Origin of the sequence: Acinetobacter sp. FDAARGOS_559, assembly GCF_003940475.1 — a bacterium.
In the GTDB taxonomy this organism is placed as follows: Bacteria; Pseudomonadota; Gammaproteobacteria; order Pseudomonadales; family Moraxellaceae; genus Acinetobacter; species Acinetobacter baumannii.
The window spans coordinates 2612126-2630712 of record NZ_RKJG01000005.1 but is presented as its reverse complement, the minus strand read 5'-3'; the positions used below and the strand labels follow the sequence as shown (position 1 = coordinate 2630712).

Below are 18587 nucleotides of genomic sequence, written 5' to 3'. Positions count from 1 at the left end.
TATTTGTTCATATGTTGTTAAACGAATTTTCAGTATAGGCAAGATTTAACATAAATTCATCATTTTTATTTGATCATTATATGTATTCACCAAACCCATACAAAACATGAATCTTTCCTATAAAACTGCTTATAAAGTTGTCATATTTTTTGCTTAGTGTAGACAAGAAATATGAACGTGATAAGGTGAAAATAAAGCAATGAATAGCGTATTAACAATGGCAGTAAATGATTCACCAATAACATCTGTAAAAACAACACAACCTCTTATTGCATTATATTGTGGCTCACGAGCAGGAAATAACCCGATTTATCGCGAAAAGGCAATTGAATTAGCCAGCGGAATTGCTGAACAAGGTTTTGGTTTGGTCTACGGCGGTGCCAGTATTGGTTTAATGGGACAAGTCGCAGAAAGTGTACTTGCACATGGTGGAGAAGCTGTAGGGGTCATTCCTGAATTTATGCTTGATTATGAAGTGGCGCATGCAGGACTGACCGAGTTGCATGTGGTAGAAACCATGCATGAGCGTAAAGCCATGATGGCAGAGCGCGCGAGTGCTTTTATCGCGCTACCTGGCGGTTTAGGAACATTCGAAGAAATTTTGGAGATTGCGACTTGGGGTCAACTCAACCAGCACCAAAAACCCATGATTTTATATAATGTAAATGGTTTTTATAATGCGTTAATTGCTCAGTTAGACCATGCTGTACAAGAAGGTTTCCTTCCTCTTCAGCATCGAGCTAAATTAATTGTATGTGAAGAAATCGACCAAATTTATAACGTCATTAAAAACTTAAAAATGCCAAAGAGATTTGTTGTTTAAGCTCTCTACCTCAACAAAAAAGCGGATTCTTCCGCTTTTTTTATTTTATCTATTTATACTCATTTTATAATCATTCACTTGAAAGTCCGGTTATATAGTTGCTCTAAATAATAGAAGTTAAACTTACAAAGCGTTTATTCAACATTGACTTACTTTTTTTAAATTCAATTTGTTTTACACTAGGCGAAAACGTTAATTTTTAAATGTTATGAATGCCACGCCAACCCATCAAGCCTTGCAACCCGAATATCGCCTATTGGTTCTTTTGGTTTCCATTGGCTTTTTTATGCAGGCATTAGATACAACAATTGTAAATACTGCCATTCCTGCAATGGCACACCATTTAAATGAAGATCCATTACGTATGCATAGCGTAGTGGTGGCTTATGTTTTATCTGTAGCGGCCTGTATTCCTTTAAGTGGATGGTTGGCTGACCGTTTTGGTGTTAGAAATACGTTTTTATCAGCAATCATAATTTTCACGCTTGCTTCCTTAGGTTGTGGTCTTTCTCAAAGCCTAAATCAGCTTTTATTTTTCCGTGTCATTCAGGGTGTTGGGGGTGCGTTATTACTCCCTGTTGGTCGTTTATCACTTTTAAAAATTATTCCCCGAACTCAATTTTTGGCAGCCATGAGTCTCATGAGTCTGGCAGGTTTACTAGGCCCTTTAGCTGGTCCAACACTAGGTGGTTGGCTCGTTGAAGTTGCAACGTGGCATTGGATCTTTCTTATTAATATTCCAATGGGAGTATTGGGCATATTAATGACATTAAAGGTCATGCCAAATGTAAAAGAGCCTACCGTTAAAACATTTGACCTTATTGGGTTTGTGCTCTTAGTCGTCGCAATGATTGGCTGGTCTTTGGGTATTGAACATCTTGCCTCACCTGAGTATTCCAAATGGTTTAGTATTTCTTTATTAGTGGTCGGGGTAATCGCAACCCTTTGGTATGCCTACCATTCACATACGCATCAAAATGCATTGTTCCGTAGCCGACTCTTTAGAAACAAGATTTACGCGATTGGTATTTTAGGTAATTTCTTTGCCCGCTTTGGTGGTAATGCCTTACCTTTTGTTTTACCACTCATGCTACAAGTCGCTTTTGGTTTTGAGCCATTCATTGCGGGATTAATGATGATTCCGCTAGTGTTAGGGTCGCTTTTCTCCAAGCCTATTGTTAGACCGATTATTCAGAAAATGGGTTATCGCCGCTTTCTGTTAATTAACACAACTTTAGTTGGTCTATGTATTGCTTCTTTTGCCATTATGACTGTCGACACCCCAACTTGGTTTAGAGCCTTACACTTTTTCTTATTTGGTACATTAAACTCATTACAATTTGTGGGAATGAATACACTTACCTTAAAAGATTTGCCTCAACAAGATGCAAGTAGCGGTAATAGTTTCTTATCAATGATTATGATGCTTTCAATGAGTATTGGTGTTGCACTGGCAGGTACACTCATTAATGTATTTACCGATTACTATGGTACAGCACATGTGACAACTGCCTTCCATGTCACCCTCATTTGTTTAGGCTGTATTAATATCATTACCGCACTGATCTTTTGGCAAATACCCAAAAATACGCCTGTGTAAGCAGTTGCATTTTTAGCGTGGTTTCTCGCTCGCGAATCACGCTATGATGTGAACTTCATATTAATACTGAGTTTTGCATGACCAAGCTGGCAAAAACCTTTTCTGCACCACGCTACAATACCCTCATTGGGATTGTTTTAGCTTGTGTTATGGGGGTTCTCACCTACTTCGGTCTGTTCTACCAGCAAAAAGCTATTGCTCAAGATTACCCAATTCAAGGCTTTGATGTCTCTCACCATCAAGAAAATATCAACTGGAAAAAAATATCACACCAAAAATTTCAGTTCGTCTATTTAAAAGCGACTGAAGGCGGTGATTATAAAGATCCAAAATTTCAAGAAAACTGGTTAAAAGCACGCGAACATGGCTTTCATGTCGGGGCTTATCATTTTTACCGTTTATGTCGTGATGGTAAAACACAAGCTGAAAATTTTATTTCAACCGTACCCAACAAAGCTGATGCCCTTCCTCCCGTTATTGATCTGGAATATGACAGCAACTGTATTAATTCTCATACCAAAGAACAATTACTTAAAGAAATAGGCATCATGCATGACAGCTTAAAGCATCATTATGGTAAACAGCCTATCTTTTATATTTCCAAAACTTTTTACCACATTGTATTAATAGGTAGTTTCCCTAATACACCTCTTTGGGTCAGAGATTACGAAGGGAAACCTGAGCTGAAAGACAAGCGAAAATGGCTCTTTTGGCAGCATAGTAATCAAGGTAAAATTGAAGGCATGACAAAGCCAGTAGACTTAAATGTTTACGAGGGTTCAGTCAAAGAATGGCATCAATTTTTACAGCAGCAAGGCATCGTGAAAGCACAATAATATGCGCAAAATCATTCATATCGATATGGATGCCTTTTATGCATCGGTCGAATTGCGAGAGCGTCCTGATTTAAGGCATCTCCCAGTAGTTATTTCATCACATCACCCACGCGCCGTAATTGCAGCTGCTTCTTATCCTGCCCGTGAGTTTGGTTTACGCTCTGCCATGTCCATGAGCCAAGCAAGAAAACTATGCCCTCAAGTTGTTATTATTGAGCCAAATTTCGAAAAATATCGTGCCATCTCGGCTCAAATTCATAGTATCTTTCAACAATACACCACTCTTATTGAGCCTTTATCTTTAGATGAAGCCTATCTTGATGTCACTGAAAATTTAAAACAAATCGCGAGTGCGACCGAAGTGGCTATGCATATTCGGGAAGATATTTTCAGGCAAACCGGACTGACAGCCTCGGCTGGTGTAGCACCTAATAAATTCTTGGCAAAAGTTGCGTCCGACTGGAATAAACCGAATGGCCTGTTTGTTATAAAACCTTCTCAAGTAGCCAGTTTTATTCAGGGCTTACCCTTAAAGAAAATTCCAGGAGTAGGCAAAGTTACCCAAGAAAAGCTCCAACAGCTTGAATTGCATACGCTAGGCGACTTACAAAAAATTGAAGAAGCTGTTTTAGTTCACCACTTTGGTAAATATGGCCAACAGCTTTATTTATATGCTCAAGGCATCGACAACCGGCCCGTTCAAGCTGAACGTGCCCGACAGCAAATTTCAAAAGAAACCACATTTGATAGTGACTTTACTTTAGCTCAGTGCCAACCCTACTGGCATGGTCTAGCCGAAAAAGTCTGGCAAAGTTTAGAGAAAAAGCAACTGAATGCCCGAGGCGTAAATATTAAGCTCAAACTTAAGAATTTCCAGACTTTGCAACACAGTAAAAGTTTTAAAAACCCAATTCATTCTCAACAAGACCTGATTCAAGTTTTATTCTTACTTTTAAATGAGATGCATATTCCCGAAAACTTCCAATTTCGGCTCATTGGTATTGGAGTTTATCAATTACAAACTAAAGCTGACGACTTTCAGTTATCCTTATGGTAAGTGTTGTTTTTTTATACAAAAGAACAAGTTTTAAACAAAAACAGTTCCCTTTTACTTAAAGTTTGAAGTAATCTAATCAGCGCATATTCATTACCCATGTATTTGCAACATGCCAAAGCAACCTTTACTTTCGGCATATCGTCCTGTGATTGGCGTGACGACCAAATCCGAATATTACAGGGCACAAATGTGCCCTTTATCTTATAAAGAATTATAAAAAATTAATATTACAGCATTTCTCTACCGCATCTTCCGTTAAACTAACTCAATAAAATTACAACATATTAATTAGTTAACCATGATGAGCCCTAAACAAATTTTATGTATTGAAGATGAAGCTGCTATTGTCCTTCCTCTACGTTATGCGCTTGAACGTGAAGGCTGGAATGTCAGTTGGGCAAATACGGGGACTCAAGCATTACAATATCTTTCAGAACAAGCTTTTGATTTTATTATTTTAGATATCGGTTTACCTGATCTTAACGGCTTTGAAGTCTGCAAACAACTACGCCAAAAATCTCAAACACCTTTATTATTTCTTACGGCACGAGATGATGAAATTGATAGAGTTGTCGGTTTGGAAATTGGCGCAGATGATTATTGTACAAAGCCTTTTAGTGCAAGGGAAATTGTGGCTAGAATTAAAGCCATTTGGCGTAGAATGGAAGTACAAATACAAAGTAATTCAAGTCAAAATCCAATCTCTCAGGCTGCAATAGTTGCTCCATGCTCGATATGGTCATGCAATCCACAATCTTTGCAAATTCAATATCATGGAAAATCATTACAACTGACGCGTTATGAATATCGATTGTTATTTTTGTTGATTCAACATCCTGAACAAGTCTTTAGCCGTCAGCAATTAATGGATCATATTTGGGAACATCCTGAGCATAGCTTAGAACGCACAGTCGATACGCATATCAAAAGTTTAAGGCAAAAACTAAAACAAATTACCCCTGATAATGATCCTATTCGGACGCATCGAGGGTTCGGATACAGTCTAGTGAAGTTAGGTTAATCAATGTCCATCTTTATCCGCATTTGGTTTTTCTTTAGCTTAGTGGTGGTACTGAGCCTAAGCTTTATTGCTTATACATTAAACCAACAGGTCAAACCAAATGTCCGCCAAGTGGTCGAAGATACACTTGCTGAAAATGCCAATATTATTGCCCAACTGATTGCAGAGGATGTAGCACAAAAACAAGTTAGTACGCCCGAATTTGATCAAAAAATTCAAGCAGCATTATCTCGCCAACTGAATGCTACAATTTGGCAGCATAAAAAAGATGAAATTAATCAACAGCTTTATATAACAGATCAGCACGGCATAGTAATCTACGACTCAGAAGATCAAGCCATTGGGCAAGATTATTCAAAATGGAATGATGTTTATTTAACCCTACAAGGTAAGTACGGTGCACGTTCTACTGCAACCACACCTTATGACCGAAACAGCAGTGTAATGTATATCGCTGCGCCGATTATCTACAAACACCAATTAATAGGTGTAGTCAGTATTGGTAAACCAAATCAATCCGTGCAACCTTATATTACACGTGCAGAACGTCAACTGATTTATCAAGCGCTGTGGATCGCTGCACTCAGCTTATTACTTGCAAGCATGGTGGCATATTGGTTAAGACACAGTATTGATAAAGTACGTCGTTATGCTCAAGCACTAGCACCTGTCAATCAAGCTCCATTTTTTTATTCTGCAAAAGAGCTGAACCAAGTGACTCAGGCGCTCAGTGAAATGCGAGAGAAACTCGAAGATCGTGCTTATGTCGAAAATTATGTAAATACTCTGACCCATGAATTGAAAAGTCCACTCACGGCGATTCAGGCCAGTGCAGAACTATTACAAGATGATCTGCCCTTAGAAGATCAACAACAATTTGCTGCACATATTGTTGAGCAAAGTCATCGCTTACAATCTTTAATTGAACGTATGCTATTGCTCACACGTTTAGAGAAGAATCAGCATGTTTTAGAGTTTCAAAATATTGATTTATCAAAAGTGATTCGAGATTGTTTGATACAACAACACAGTGCTCTCCAAATTAAACATCTCCAATTAGAGGTGAATCTTCCTGAGCATTACATAATCTATGCTGATCCATTTTGGCTTAAACAAGCCATCAATAATCTTTTAGATAATGCAAGAGACTTTTGCTCTGAACAAGGTCTTCTCACCATTCAAGTCAGGAAAAATACTGTCACTGATGGCATTGAAATTCTGTTATTCAATGAAGGTGAAGCCATTCCTGAATATGCCTTAAATCGTGTCTTTGAAACCTATTTTTCATTACCACGTCCGCATAACCAGCAAAGAAGTACAGGTATCGGACTAAGTATCGTGCAGCAGATTATCCAACAGCACCAAGGTCATATCACTATTCAAAATATCTCTGAAAATTATTTGGATTTTTTAAAGCAACACAAATCGGGGGTATTGCTAAAAATTTTACTTCATCAAAACTTCACATAAGCTTCAACTGCAACTCATTTAAAACGCATATCGATTCGAGACACTGGTCATATCAGAATGACAATGGAATCCACTATGCGTAGAAACTTTATCAATCTTAAAATAGGAGCGGTTTTATTCCTAATTTTGATTTTTTATATTGGCCTCTTTTTTATTTCAAGCTTGGTAGATGAACGCCAAAGCTATCAACAACAAGTAATTCAAGACATTGCAAAAGAACAAATTCGCCCCCAACAAGTGATCGCACCATATTTAAAAATCCCTTATCAAGTTCAAACCATATGTACCGATGAGCAAAAGAAAACTTACGCTTGTATCCAAACATTATTTGTCACCCTAGGGGCAGAATCAACGGACTGGAAAGCTCAGTTTAAAGTTTCTGATAACACTTACAAACGCAATATGTATAAAGCAATTAGCTATCAAAATCACATGTTAGGTAAAGGTGTATTTAAAGGCAAAATGCTTGAATCACAACGCAACTATCTTTGGGATCAAGCTGAAATCATTTTTCCTATCCAAGATGCTCGCGGTCTAAATACCAAACCAATATTTAATATTGATGGAAAAAATTATAAATTTGACTTTTCTGCACAAAGCCAAGGTCAACATGGCTTTGATCTTCTTCATATCACCAGCAAGCAATATCCTGAACTGATCCTAAAATTGCAAAAAGGTTTTAGCTTTAGTCTGCAATTTGATTTAGAAGGTTTAAGCGAATTTGCCTTTGTTCCAACCAGTTACGAGATGACCTACCAAGCTAAAGGCAATTGGGGAGATGTCAAATACGATGGTCAAAGTTTGCCTTTTAAGAAACTGAGCAAAAAACAATTCTTTGAAGCTGACTGGAAAAATATTGCTTTAGGGAAACGTAATTTAGATCGTCTCTCAACCTGTGCAAATAGTCAGTGTTTTTACCAAGCTGTAAATACTCAAAGCAATCTGATCAGTAATGTTGACGCTGCTTATGCTGCTTCAAATACATCTTCAAACAACATTTCTGGTATTTCAACGCAGTTTTTAGAACCCGTTAATATTTATACCCGAACTGATCGTGCCATCAAATATGGCATTATGGTGATCATTATTACCTTTGGTTGCTTCTTCTTATTTGAAGTATTGAAAAGTCTTAAAATTCATCCTATTCAGTACGCTCTGGTGGCTATGGCACAAGGTGTATTCTTTGTTTTGCTTTTATCTATAAGTGAATATTATGCTTTTGGCCTAGCCTACCTCGTTGCGGCAGTTGCATGTATTGGCTTGATTACTTGGTATTTATACTTCGTCGTTCAAGGTTTTAAAGCCGCTATACTCTTCGGTGTTTTGCTCAGTGCTTTATACGGCATGATGTATCTATTACTACAATCCAGCGGCAAGACCTTCCTTTTTGGCTCTATTCTTTCGTTCATACTAATTGCATGTGTCATGTACATCACACGCCATGTTAATTGGTATCAGTCCGAACAATAGCGCATCTAAATCTATCGGATAAAGTTAAATTTTTATATTTAAATTAGGATCTTACCATGTATCAAACGACCAAATCAGCTTTAAGTCAACTCAAACAATTGTGTCCAAATCAAAGCTCCGTTGCAGCTTGCTTGAATCAGCTTCGGCGCGCCAAAATCCAATTTTTAAATTTAGGTAATATTATTGTTTGCCCACAATATCGCTCTATTCTTATTTTCAAACAGCGTAAATTAATGGAAATAGAAACTTTTTCAGCCTAATTTAAAGAAATTTACACTGCATTAGAATTGTATCAAGTACAATCTTTTCTATCGTTTTTATATCAGGTAAAACTTATGTCTGTGCAGCGTTTACACGTAACTTCAAGATATTGTGAAGTGGCGATTTCAGGTAATTTAGTCCATTTAGCAGGGCAGCTCGCTGATGACACCAGTGTGGATATTACAGCGCAAACTCAACAAACTTTGGACAATATTGATCGCTTACTTGCTGAAGCCGGAACCGACAAAAGTCATATCCTGTCTGTCATGATTTTTCTAAAGGATATTGATAAGGACTATGCAGCCATGAATACAGTATGGGATGCGTGGATTAGCAAAGAGCATCCACCTGCTCGTACTTGTGTTGAATCTAAACTTTATGCACCTGATGTACTTGTAGAAATGACCGTTGTTGCGGTACTTCCTTAATTCTTATTAATTTTAATTAATAAAAAAACTGAGCAAGATCATGATCGATATTGCTCAGTTTTTATACTTTTAAAGTTGATAATATCAGCATTTTTTAAAATCTTATTTAATGAGGCTTAAAATTAAATCACTGTAAGACCTAATTTTTAAGACTTTACAAAAGCATTTGAAATTCTTTCTAGCTGAGGCGTTGCATGTAAAGTTGCCATCTCTGATTCAGGGGTCAATAAGTCTCTTCTTAACTCATGATAATCTGGCACAGTGCTGTAACTTAATACACGATAGCCCGCAAGCTGTAATAAACGGCGCTCATATTGTTGATGTGCTCGGCGTAAACCACTTTCTTCAAGCATAACCACTACAACAACCTGATAATTTTGATCAAGCACAACAAAGTCAGCTGTCATATTTTGATATTTGCGACGAGTGTGAGCATATTTCGTTGTTAATAATGCATCAAATGAAACATGAGCTAACACAGTAAATTTAGGCAATACTGTCTGTAAACGAGTTAATGTCATTTGTTCATGACTACTTAACACGGCACGGCGCTTTAAAGCACTGTCTTGTTGATGCTTTCTTGAGAGGCTTTTCGCCGCCATAACAACGGTCAAAAATAGTAATAAGATTGTAATTAAATAGTACATGGGTCCATCCTTTAAGTTTTTTATAATGATTTTGCTAGATCACGCTTTGTTTTAATTGATAACGACACAGCCGTTCTTTAAAAGGTTCACTTAGTAATTTCACTTGTAGTTATCAAGCTTGGCTTAAATTTAGCCACCCTCACATTATTTATAAACACAGACTCAGCAACAATCAAGTGCAGCTCGTCAGATTTTTAGGATTTATCATTTTTCATTACACTTTTTACATAAAAAATGCTCAGAAATCTCACCATATGATTTATCCACTCACTTTAAAAATAAAAAAGGCTCTTAAACAGAGCCTTTTTTATCGTTATCCACGAGCTTTTGATTTTGGTTTACTTTTACCACCAAATGGTCTCTTTTCACCTGTCTCACGAGGTGGTAGACCCGTATGTTGAGTCAGTACCTGCCCTTTTTGCGGTCGTTTATGCTGATTTTTATTTTGAACTGTTTGACCTGAACGCTTCACTGAATCGCCCGCAACAGTCGAGTTCTTCTTACGTGCAGATTTATATTCTCCTTCCGCCCCTTTCGGTTGATAAGTTGGAATTAAATGTTGCTTTGAATTACCAATTAAATCAGCACGGCCCATTTCTTTAAGTGCTTCACGAAGTAATGGCCAGTTATTTGGATCGTGGTAACGTAAGAATGCTTTGTGCAGACGACGGCGTTTTTCACCTTTTACAATGTCTACATTTTCAGTGTAACGCGCCACTTTTGCGAGTGGGTTTTTCCCTGAATAATACATGGTTGTCGCAGTTGCCATCGGTGATGGGTAGAACGTCTGTACCTGATCGGCACGGAAACCATTCTTCTTCAGCCAGATCGCAAGATGCATCATGTCATAATCAGAAGTACCTGGGTGTGCAGCAATAAAGTAAGGAATTAAATATTGCTCTTTTCCTGCTTCTTTACTAAAGCGATCAAACATTTGTTTGAAACGGTCATACGTACCAATACCCGGTTTCATCATCTTAGATAAAGGGCCTTGTTCAGTATGCTCTGGTGCAATTTTTAAATAACCGCCAACATGGTGTTGTACCAGCTCTTTGACATATTCAGGATTCAATACTGCAAGGTCATAACGTAATCCCGATCCAATCAGAATCTTCTTCACCCCTTTAATCGCACGTGCTTTACGATAAAGCTGTACTAAAGGTGCATGATCGGTATGCAAGTTTTGACAAACACCCGGATATACACAAGAAGGTTTACGACAGTTCTTCTCAATTTCAGGATCTTTACAATGCAAACGGTACATGTTTGCTGTTGGACCACCTAAGTCTGAAATAATACCGGTGAAGTTCGGCGCTGTATCACGAATTTTCTCGATCTCACGTAAGATCGAATCTTCCGAACGGTTTTGGATAATACGGCCTTCATGTTCTGTAATCGAACAGAATGTACAACCACCAAAACAGCCACGCATAATGTTGACCGAGAATTTGATCATATCAAATGCAGGGAAACGCGCATCTCCATATGCAGGATGCGGCAAACGTGCATATGGCAAATCAAATACATAATCCATTTCCTCTGTGGTTAGAGGAATTGGAGGTGGATTGATCCAGACATCACGCTCACCATGACGTTGAACCAAAGCACGTGCATTACCCGGGTTGGTTTCAAGGTGCAAAATACGGTTTGCATGTGCATAAAGCACTTGATCATTTGCCACTTCTTCAAAAGAAGGTAAACGAATTACAGCCAATTCTCGCGGAGGTAACTTGTGTTTAATCGCTTTTGACTGAGCAGGCTTTAGCTGAACAATCTGAGTATTTTCATCAAGTTGGTAGCCTTCACGTACAATCGGATTTGCAACAATTTCTTTTTGAAAACCTTGATACTGAGCTAGTGTGTTGCCTTTATCTTTCTCGATTTCACAACCATCAATATCTTCAGTCATGACATATGGGTTAATAATTGGGTCAACACGCCCAATCGTATCTACATCATTACTGGCAATTTCAACAAATTTTGCTTTAGCCGCTTTGTTATGTTTATTAATAATAAATGCTGTACCACGAACATCTGTAATCTCGTGGATTTTTTCGCCTTTAGCCAAACGGTGCATCACGTCAATAATGGCTCGTTCACCATTACCATACATAAGCATATCAGCTTTTGAATCCATCAAAATTGAACGACGGACTTTGTCTGACCAATAATCATAGTGCGCAATACGACGTAAACTACCCTCAATACCACCTAATAGTACAGGTACATCTGGGAATGCTTCACGACAACGTTGGCAATAAACCGTTGCCGCACGGTCAGGACGTTTATTTGGTTCGTTATTAGGAGAATATGCATCATCCGAACGGATTTTACGATCTGCCGTATAGCGGTTGATCATCGAATCCATATTGCCCGCAGTCACTCCCCAAGCAATCGTTGGCTTACCCAATACACGGAAACTTTCAACATTGGTCCAGTCTGGCTGTGCAATAATACCGACACGGAAACCTTGCGCTTCCAATACCCGTCCAATCACACCCGATACAAATGATGGATGATCAATATAAGCATCGCCACAGACTAAAATAAAGTCACACGCATCCCAGCCGAGTTGGTCCATTTCTTCTCGTGACATCGGCAAAAATGGCGCTGGTTCAAAACACGACGCCCAATATTTGTCGTAATCAAACAACGCTTTTGGCGCAGTTTGCATAGTATAAGCGGTAGACATGGCTTGCGAATCTCGGCTAGCAGATGGAGGAGAGACATCTAAAGATGAAAGCCGATCATTTTAACATGAATTTCATTCATTTTCCTTGTTTATAAAACACGCGAAAACAACAATATAGAAATTAATTTGATTAAAGTTTACTCAATATTTTATTCTTAGATTAAATACGGCGGAATAAAATCCGCCGCAGATCGAACTCATTTATTTATATGAATTAGAAGAGAGCTTTTGGTAAACGAATCTGAATAATCTCGTTATCATCGGCCAACTTTGCATTACGTCCCGTCGACCCAGGGAAGTTATTATCATTGAAAACCGTCAGTGTTGTACCATTTTCAATAATTACATCTTCAATGGTTTCAAATGGGAAGGCAAAAACCTGTCCCGTACCAATATCCCCTGCTCTAGCTGTGCCATACAACATATTCGGGTTAGCAATTTTAATTAAATCGACTAAGTCTTCGCGGCTGACCAGCTGGCCTGACTCATTTAATTTAATACGAATTAATTTTTTATAGCCACCTAAATTATTCTGCGTGGCATCACGTTCAATAATGATCCCTTCTTTATCATTAAAGAGTTGAAAATCACCAATATTGGTTGCTTTACTGTCTAACTGGAACCAATAATATTTTCCTGTATACGCTTTTTTCTTCAGGTCAAATTGAGAAATCAGCAACTGTCTTTCTGTTTCCCGAATTGATTTAATTGGCTTTTCTATAAGCGGATAGAGATATTGTCCATCTGGTGAAATCGCCATTCCTTCGAAACCGCCACTTTGTTGAACCAAAGGCTCTACAAAATTAATTTGCGCTTTATTAAACTGATTTTGTGGTGAACGTAATTCTTGAGCCGGATTTAATGGATTTGGTAAAGCGATCGGTGCATCTAATAACACACCATCCGCTGAAAAATGAAGTAAATAAGGTCCAAACTCATCCCCAATCCAATAAGTACCATCGCTAGTACGTTGCATTGACTCTGGGTCAAAATCAGCACCCGTTAATAAACGCTCAGGTGTATTACCATTGATGATATTAAATGAAATTAATTTATTCGGATCACGCAGTTGGATAAAACTTTGCACAGTAACTTGACCGGTGCCTTTAGTTTTATTTTTGAAATCAGGCTTTATTTTATAAATACGAAGTAAAAAGTCTGATGAATTATCTTGAGTGCCAAAACCGTTATCGGCCATTGCCATATAACTGCCATCTTCATTTTTTAATGCTGCAGAAAATCCCTGTACAGGTTGACCTTTAAACGGAGGATAAATTCCATTTGCACCTTTCACATATGCCCCTGAGTCTGGTCCAGCAGCATAAGTTTCTACAGGTAACTTAGCAAAAGAAATTAGAGTTGGTTCGGTAACGTTTTCAGTAGGCGAAGTTTGATCTTGATCGTTATCATCGTTACATGCCGTCAATCCTAAACTGGCACAGCATAATAATGCGATTAAAGTTTTTTTGCTCATGATTTTATACAGTTGGTAAAAAATTAAGCAAATTTAATCAAGCTTGTATGAAGTTTTTGCTTCAAAAATATGAAATCTTTATGGCGAAAATATGACAAGCCTATTGTTTAGCACCCAATAGAAAACTGAACTTATTAGTAAAGCTAATTAAAGTTTTGTTGGCTGATATTCTCCAGCAATTGCTGCTTTTAAAAATTTTTGGAAAGTTGGACATTCCATATGATTTTCAGCAGGACATACAGCAGCGTGTTCTAATCCTTGGCTGATAAAATGCAATCGCTTTGCCATTTGCTCTAATTGTTCAGCTTTATCTTTTAGTTTTTGACGGTCAAGATCAGGCTTACCATCTTGCCTAAACATTGTGGCAATTTCATTTAAAGAAAATCCTGCAGCACGACCTAAAGCAATTAATGCCAGTTGATCAATTACTTGTTTGCCATATTGTCGACGTAAGCCTTGCCGCCCTATCGATTTAATTAGCCCTTTCTCTTCATAAAAACGTAGGGTAGCCGTTGTGACTTTTGCCTTCTTAGCGACTTCACCAATATCCATAATACCCTCTTGACTTCAAGTGAACTTTAACTTGCACAATAAATTTATCACGTTTCATACGTATAAAAGCAAGGTGTAAAAATGAATACATCCACTCTGTTCTTTCAAGCTTTATGTCTTGGTATTGGTGCAACCATCGTTATGGATATATGGCTGTTAATACTAAAAATATTTAAGATCCCGACTTTAAACTTTGCCTTTCTTGGACGTTGGGTGGGCTGGATATTTCAAGGAAAACTTGTCCATCATTCTATTGCTAAAAGTCCTCCAATGAAGGGGGAATATTTATTAGGCTGGATTGCTCACTATAGTGTCGGAATTATCTTTGCATTGAACTTTCTTTTAATCGTAGGTTCAGTTTGGCTCGACCACCCTCAGTTTTACTCAGCACTACTGTTTGGTTTGGTCACCGTTCTCATTCCTTTTTTTATTATGCAACCAGCTATGGGTAGTGGTTTTGCCTCATCAAAAACACCTCACCCTTTTTTGAACTGTCTGAAAAGTTTGCTGAACCATAGTGTTTTTGGCTGTGGTTTATATCTCACTGCAAAACTATTTCAAATTTAAATAAAGGGAAATTTCCATGAAAACTGTTGCCATTATTTACCATAGTCGCCAAGGCCACACCCAATTTATTGCTCAGCAAATTCAAATTGGCGTCTTGAGCCATCACAATATTAAAGCAGATTTACTCAATGCCGAGGATCTTATCGAGCGTCCAGAAATTCTTATCCAATATGATGGATTAATTTGGGGATCTCCTACTTATTTAGGTGGTGTATCTTCCAAGTTAAAACAGCTCATGGATGCAACTGGACCATTATGGAAAAAACAAAGTTTTAAAGGGAAATTAGCAGCTGGGTTTACCGTTTCATCTCTTCCTGCTGGTGATAAACAATCCACACTAATTTCAATTTTTACTTTTTGCATGCAACACGGCATGTTATGGGTAGGTAACCCAATTCTACCAGAACAGCATCAAGGTGTTGCCTATACACAAGCAGCTAACCGACTCGGTTCATGGTCAGGTTTAATGGCTCAGGCTGAACATGCTAGTAATGCAGATGGTTTTGATGAGGGAGATATTAAAACTGCTCAACAATTTGGTGAAAATTTTGCATTGACCTTAAATGCTTATCAAGGGACTTAACTCCATAGTTGAAAAAGAACGTCTGTAAGTTAAAACGTACAAAATTTGGGGTCATTAACGGATATTCAACTTAAGTATTTTTTCATAACATATAAATCATAGAGAGACAGGAAGTCTCATTGAAGAAGAATAAGAACGCAGGAAGCGGTAGTTGACAGGAGTTAGCTACATAAAGCTGAATACGAAGAAACCTCGACAGGATGTCGGGTTTTTTTCATTTCAATAATACAAAAATCTTACTTTTTGCTTGGGCTGAGCAACAGAACTTATATTGATCCAATAAATACGGCTGAATACCATCATTTCATTTGAAATTTGATTATTGGTTTTGTATTTTGCTTACCTCATCTTTAGCTCAAGATCATTTTGCACCATCACAATTACAGCGCCTTAGTCTCAAACTTTTTATTATTGCGTTGATGACAATAATGACGGGATGTACAAGTTTAGGCCCTAATAGCGGTTCATTTTCTTGGCGCTCAAGTAAGCTTTCGTCTGGCTTACAAAAAGCTTATTCCGTTCCGCCAAGTACAGCGAATCGCCTATCTCCAATGATTATTCAAAGCGCTGATAGATATAATGTTCCACCGCTTTTATTGGCAGCCGTGATCAGGCAAGAGTCTAGCTATAATAGTAATGCTCGCTCTCCCACCGGGGCTATTGGGTTAACACAAATTATTCCCAGTTATTGGCAACAAACTTGTGCTGGTAACTTGTATGATGAATCTACCAACATCCAATGTGGTGCTTATATTTTAAATCATTACTATCAGACAGCAGATAGCTGGTTCAAAGCGACAGCATATTATAATGTTGGTCCAACAGGATATGAACGAAGTTTCTGGACACGACACAAAGCAAAAAAATATGCTCGATCTGTGAAACGTCATCAGAAAACTTTAAAAAGTGCTTTATAAATTAAGATTAAATAAAAAAGCCCATTTATTAATGGGCTTTTTTATATGGTTAATTTTATTCGTCAAATAAACCTTCAAATAAAACAGAAGATAAATAGCGTTCCCCACTGTCTGGAAGAATAACAACAATTGTTTTACCTGCATTTTCAGGACGTTCTGCAATTTTAGCCGCTGCTGCCAATGCAGCACCACTTGAAATACCCACTAAAATACCTTCTTGGGTGGCACACTTTCTCGCCCATTGAATTGCTTCTTCACTACTCACTGGTAAGACTTCATCAACCAAATCTAAATCAAGATTCTTTGGAATAAAATTTGCTCCAATTCCCTGAATTTTATGCGGTGCGGGTGTAATGTTCTCACCATTTTTTGTTTGAGTAATAATTGGAGACTCAGCAGGTTCAACTGCTACTGAGTACAATGGCTTATTCTGAACTTGTTCAAAATAACGAGAAATACCCGTAATCGTACCTCCTGTACCTACACCAGCTACCAAGATATCAACTTGTCCACCTATTGCTTGCCAGATTTCTGGTCCAGTCGTATCAACATGAATTTGTGGATTAGCTGGGTTTTCAAACTGTTGTGGCAAGAAATAAACTTCTGGCTGTTCAGTTGCTAATCGTACAGCTTCATCAACTGCACCTTTCATTCCCTTCGCTGGTTCGGTTAGGACTAAATTAGCACCGAGTGCTTTTAACACTTTTCTACGCTCAAGGCTCATACTTGCAGGCATAGTTAAAGTAATGGAATAACCTTTTGCCGCCGCTACGAACGCCAATGCAATACCAGTATTACCACTGGTTGGTTCAACAATATGCATGCCTTCTTTTAGCACACCACGTTTTTCCGCATCTGCAATAAGTGCCGCTCCAATACGGCATTTCACAGAAAAAGCTGGGTTACGACTTTCTATTTTGGCTAATACGGTTGCGCCCGTTTTAATCAAACGGTTAATACGTACTAAAGGTGTATTACCAATAGCTTCGGCATTATTGGAATATACTGCGATACCTAAATTATTGGGTGTTGGGAATTGTGGATCAGTAGACATGTTATATCCTTATTAGATTTGGAATGATTCTGAATCATTATAGGCTTGTCAGTTAAACAGAAAAGTAGAAAAAGTGAAGTAAAATAAAAAATGGAATTTACATTAAAAATAAAAAGATATAAAAATAGTAAAATCAAATACTTAAAATATATAGCATCCAATCTAAAGTAAACTTTCGCTGCAGCATTAAAGCCCAGGCATAATTACTACCAAAGTTCACCTTCTCGCCAATCTGCACAAATAGTGTCCTCTTCTGAACTATTTGATAGCTGGTCTTTCATCTGAATATTTAAAGGATATAGCATAATTTCATACTCATCCGTTAGATAACTACAAGTGTTTAGTTTGATAAATAAATTTCCTTTCCAAACAGTCCATCCTAATTTTTCATAAAATGCTTCATCTTCTGGTTGTAATGCAGCAAGCCCATATTCCAGATGAGTTAATGTCTCTACTAAATATTTTAATAATTGTGATGCAATCCCCTTACCTCTCATCGTGTAACCAGTGGTCACATACTCTACATAAGCAGTTTTCACATCGGAACTACCATTTATGGTAAAAACTCTATCCGTCCATAAGGCATGCGAGACAATTTGATTGTTTAATATACCGACAACATGAATAGCTTTTTGCATAAAAGCATATTGAGTCCAAGGATCTTCATCAAAAGCAGAAAAACATAACTCAGCAATCTGATGACGTTGATTTCTATCTAGATCTTGGGCTGCGATAATTTTGAACTGCATAGATGAAAACTCAATTTGAACTATTTATAGATTAAGCAAATATTGGAATATTATGAAATTATTCTTTATTCCATTATTTTAGTTTTAATAATTCTTCAAACAATTCTTTATTGATTGATTTCTTGCTATAAAAAAACACCCCAACCTCTTTTGAGATTGGGGTGTTTAGAATAATGAGCTGGCGATGACTTACTCTCACATGGGTAATCCCACACTACCATCAGCGCTAAGAGGTTTCACTTCTGAGTTCGGGAAGGGATCAGGTGGTTCACTCTTGCTATGGTCGCCAGCACAACTGTTTATGGATACTTGCCTGGGTCTTATTTAATGCCGAAGCGTTTTCCAAATCTGTAACAGACTGGGCTGATTGAATCTTACTTTATCTG

18 protein-coding genes, 1 rRNA gene and 1 pseudogene are annotated in these 18587 nt (G+C 37.7%); 12 read left to right on the top strand and 8 right to left on the bottom strand.

Annotated elements, in window-relative coordinates; all coding sequences use genetic code 11:
• Positions 1–199 precede the first annotated feature (199 nt).
• The 4 genes from EGS71_RS14135 to dinB all read left to right on the top strand — a co-directional run bounded on the left by EGS71_RS14135 (position 200) and on the right by dinB (position 4316).
• On the top strand, positions 200–823 hold the full coding sequence (locus EGS71_RS14135; protein ID WP_001089658.1) for a TIGR00730 family Rossman fold protein: 624 nt from the start codon (positions 200–202) through the stop codon (positions 821–823).
• 208 nt (positions 824–1031) lie between these two features.
• Positions 1032–2423 (top strand): multidrug transporter subunit MdtD, encoded by a 1392-nt coding sequence (gene mdtD, locus EGS71_RS14130; RefSeq protein ID WP_000994601.1) that lies wholly within the window; start codon positions 1032–1034, stop codon positions 2421–2423.
• 77 nt (positions 2424–2500) lie between these two features.
• Positions 2501–3259, top strand: a complete 759-nt coding sequence (locus EGS71_RS14125; RefSeq protein WP_000163492.1) for a GH25 family lysozyme — start codon at positions 2501–2503, stop codon at positions 3257–3259.
• A 1-nt stretch (position 3260) separates the two neighbouring features.
• Entirely contained in the window at positions 3261–4316 is a 1056-nt protein-coding gene (gene dinB, locus EGS71_RS14120) for a DNA polymerase IV (RefSeq protein ID WP_001226143.1), read from the top strand.
• A gap of 58 nt (positions 4317–4374) precedes the next feature.
• On the opposite strand, the pseudogene EGS71_RS22790 reads toward dinB, so the two are convergent.
• Positions 4375–4437: pseudogene (locus EGS71_RS22790) on the bottom strand (hypothetical protein); the annotation flags it as partial.
• A gap of 177 nt (positions 4438–4614) precedes the next feature.
• Between EGS71_RS22790 and creB the strand changes: the two are divergent.
• From creB to EGS71_RS14095, 5 genes are all read left to right on the top strand, one after another.
• Complete coding sequence (gene creB / locus EGS71_RS14115; RefSeq protein WP_002009395.1) at positions 4615–5337, top strand: two-component system response regulator CreB; 723 nt, start codon at positions 4615–4617, stop codon at positions 5335–5337.
• 3 nt (positions 5338–5340) lie between these two features.
• On the top strand, positions 5341–6807 hold the full coding sequence (gene creC, locus EGS71_RS14110) for a two-component system sensor histidine kinase CreC (protein WP_000021645.1): 1467 nt from the start codon (positions 5341–5343) through the stop codon (positions 6805–6807).
• Positions 6808–6882: 75 nt separating this feature from the next.
• The gene (gene creD, locus EGS71_RS14105; RefSeq protein ID WP_001253829.1) at positions 6883–8277 is read left to right on the top strand and encodes a cell envelope integrity protein CreD; all 1395 of its coding nucleotides are present in this window, start codon (positions 6883–6885) and stop codon (positions 8275–8277) included.
• 56 nt (positions 8278–8333) lie between these two features.
• Entirely contained in the window at positions 8334–8537 is a 204-nt protein-coding gene (locus EGS71_RS14100; RefSeq protein ID WP_000285049.1) for a hypothetical protein, read from the top strand.
• A 75-nt stretch (positions 8538–8612) separates the two neighbouring features.
• The gene (locus tag EGS71_RS14095) at positions 8613–8966 is read left to right on the top strand and encodes a RidA family protein (RefSeq protein WP_000116122.1); all 354 of its coding nucleotides are present in this window, start codon (positions 8613–8615) and stop codon (positions 8964–8966) included.
• A gap of 146 nt (positions 8967–9112) precedes the next feature.
• Here EGS71_RS14095 and EGS71_RS14090 read toward each other — a convergent pair whose 3' ends face one another.
• The 4 genes from EGS71_RS14090 to EGS71_RS14075 all read right to left on the bottom strand — a co-directional run bounded on the left by EGS71_RS14090 (position 9113) and on the right by EGS71_RS14075 (position 14331).
• Positions 9113–9613: a DUF2726 domain-containing protein gene (locus EGS71_RS14090; RefSeq protein WP_000291528.1), complete on the bottom strand. Its 501-nt coding sequence runs from the start codon at positions 9611–9613 to the stop codon at positions 9113–9115.
• 313 nt (positions 9614–9926) lie between these two features.
• Entirely contained in the window at positions 9927–12305 is a 2379-nt protein-coding gene (locus EGS71_RS14085; protein ID WP_000102052.1) for a YgiQ family radical SAM protein, read from the bottom strand.
• Positions 12306–12519: 214 nt separating this feature from the next.
• On the bottom strand, positions 12520–13779 hold the full coding sequence (locus EGS71_RS14080) for an esterase-like activity of phytase family protein (RefSeq protein WP_000039479.1): 1260 nt from the start codon (positions 13777–13779) through the stop codon (positions 12520–12522).
• Between the two features lie 147 nt (positions 13780–13926).
• Positions 13927–14331, bottom strand: coding sequence for a helix-turn-helix domain-containing protein (locus EGS71_RS14075; RefSeq protein WP_000350996.1), 405 nt, complete (start codon positions 14329–14331; stop codon positions 13927–13929).
• Positions 14332–14412: 81 nt separating this feature from the next.
• Between EGS71_RS14075 and EGS71_RS14070 the strand changes: the two genes are divergently transcribed.
• From EGS71_RS14070 to EGS71_RS14060, 3 genes are all read left to right on the top strand, one after another.
• Positions 14413–14898, top strand: coding sequence for a DUF2938 domain-containing protein (locus tag EGS71_RS14070; protein ID WP_001098165.1), 486 nt, complete (start codon positions 14413–14415; stop codon positions 14896–14898).
• 16 nt (positions 14899–14914) lie between these two features.
• Positions 14915–15481, top strand: coding sequence for a flavodoxin family protein (locus EGS71_RS14065; protein WP_000859327.1), 567 nt, complete (start codon positions 14915–14917; stop codon positions 15479–15481).
• 308 nt (positions 15482–15789) lie between these two features.
• Positions 15790–16398 carry a lytic transglycosylase domain-containing protein gene (locus EGS71_RS14060; protein ID WP_002018049.1) on the top strand — a complete coding sequence of 203 codons (609 nt, stop codon included), beginning with the start codon at positions 15790–15792 and terminating at the stop codon, positions 16396–16398.
• A gap of 55 nt (positions 16399–16453) precedes the next feature.
• Here EGS71_RS14060 and cysK read toward each other — a convergent pair whose 3' ends face one another.
• The 3 genes from cysK to rrf form a co-directional block, all read right to left on the bottom strand.
• Positions 16454–17452, bottom strand: a complete 999-nt coding sequence (gene cysK, locus EGS71_RS14055; protein ID WP_000102362.1) for a cysteine synthase A — start codon at positions 17450–17452, stop codon at positions 16454–16456.
• Between the two features lie 206 nt (positions 17453–17658).
• Positions 17659–18201, bottom strand: coding sequence for a GNAT family N-acetyltransferase (locus tag EGS71_RS14050; protein ID WP_001159746.1), 543 nt, complete (start codon positions 18199–18201; stop codon positions 17659–17661).
• A 176-nt stretch (positions 18202–18377) separates the two neighbouring features.
• Positions 18378–18492 (bottom strand): 5S ribosomal RNA (gene rrf / locus EGS71_RS14045).
• Between the last annotated feature and the right edge of the window lie 95 nt (positions 18493–18587).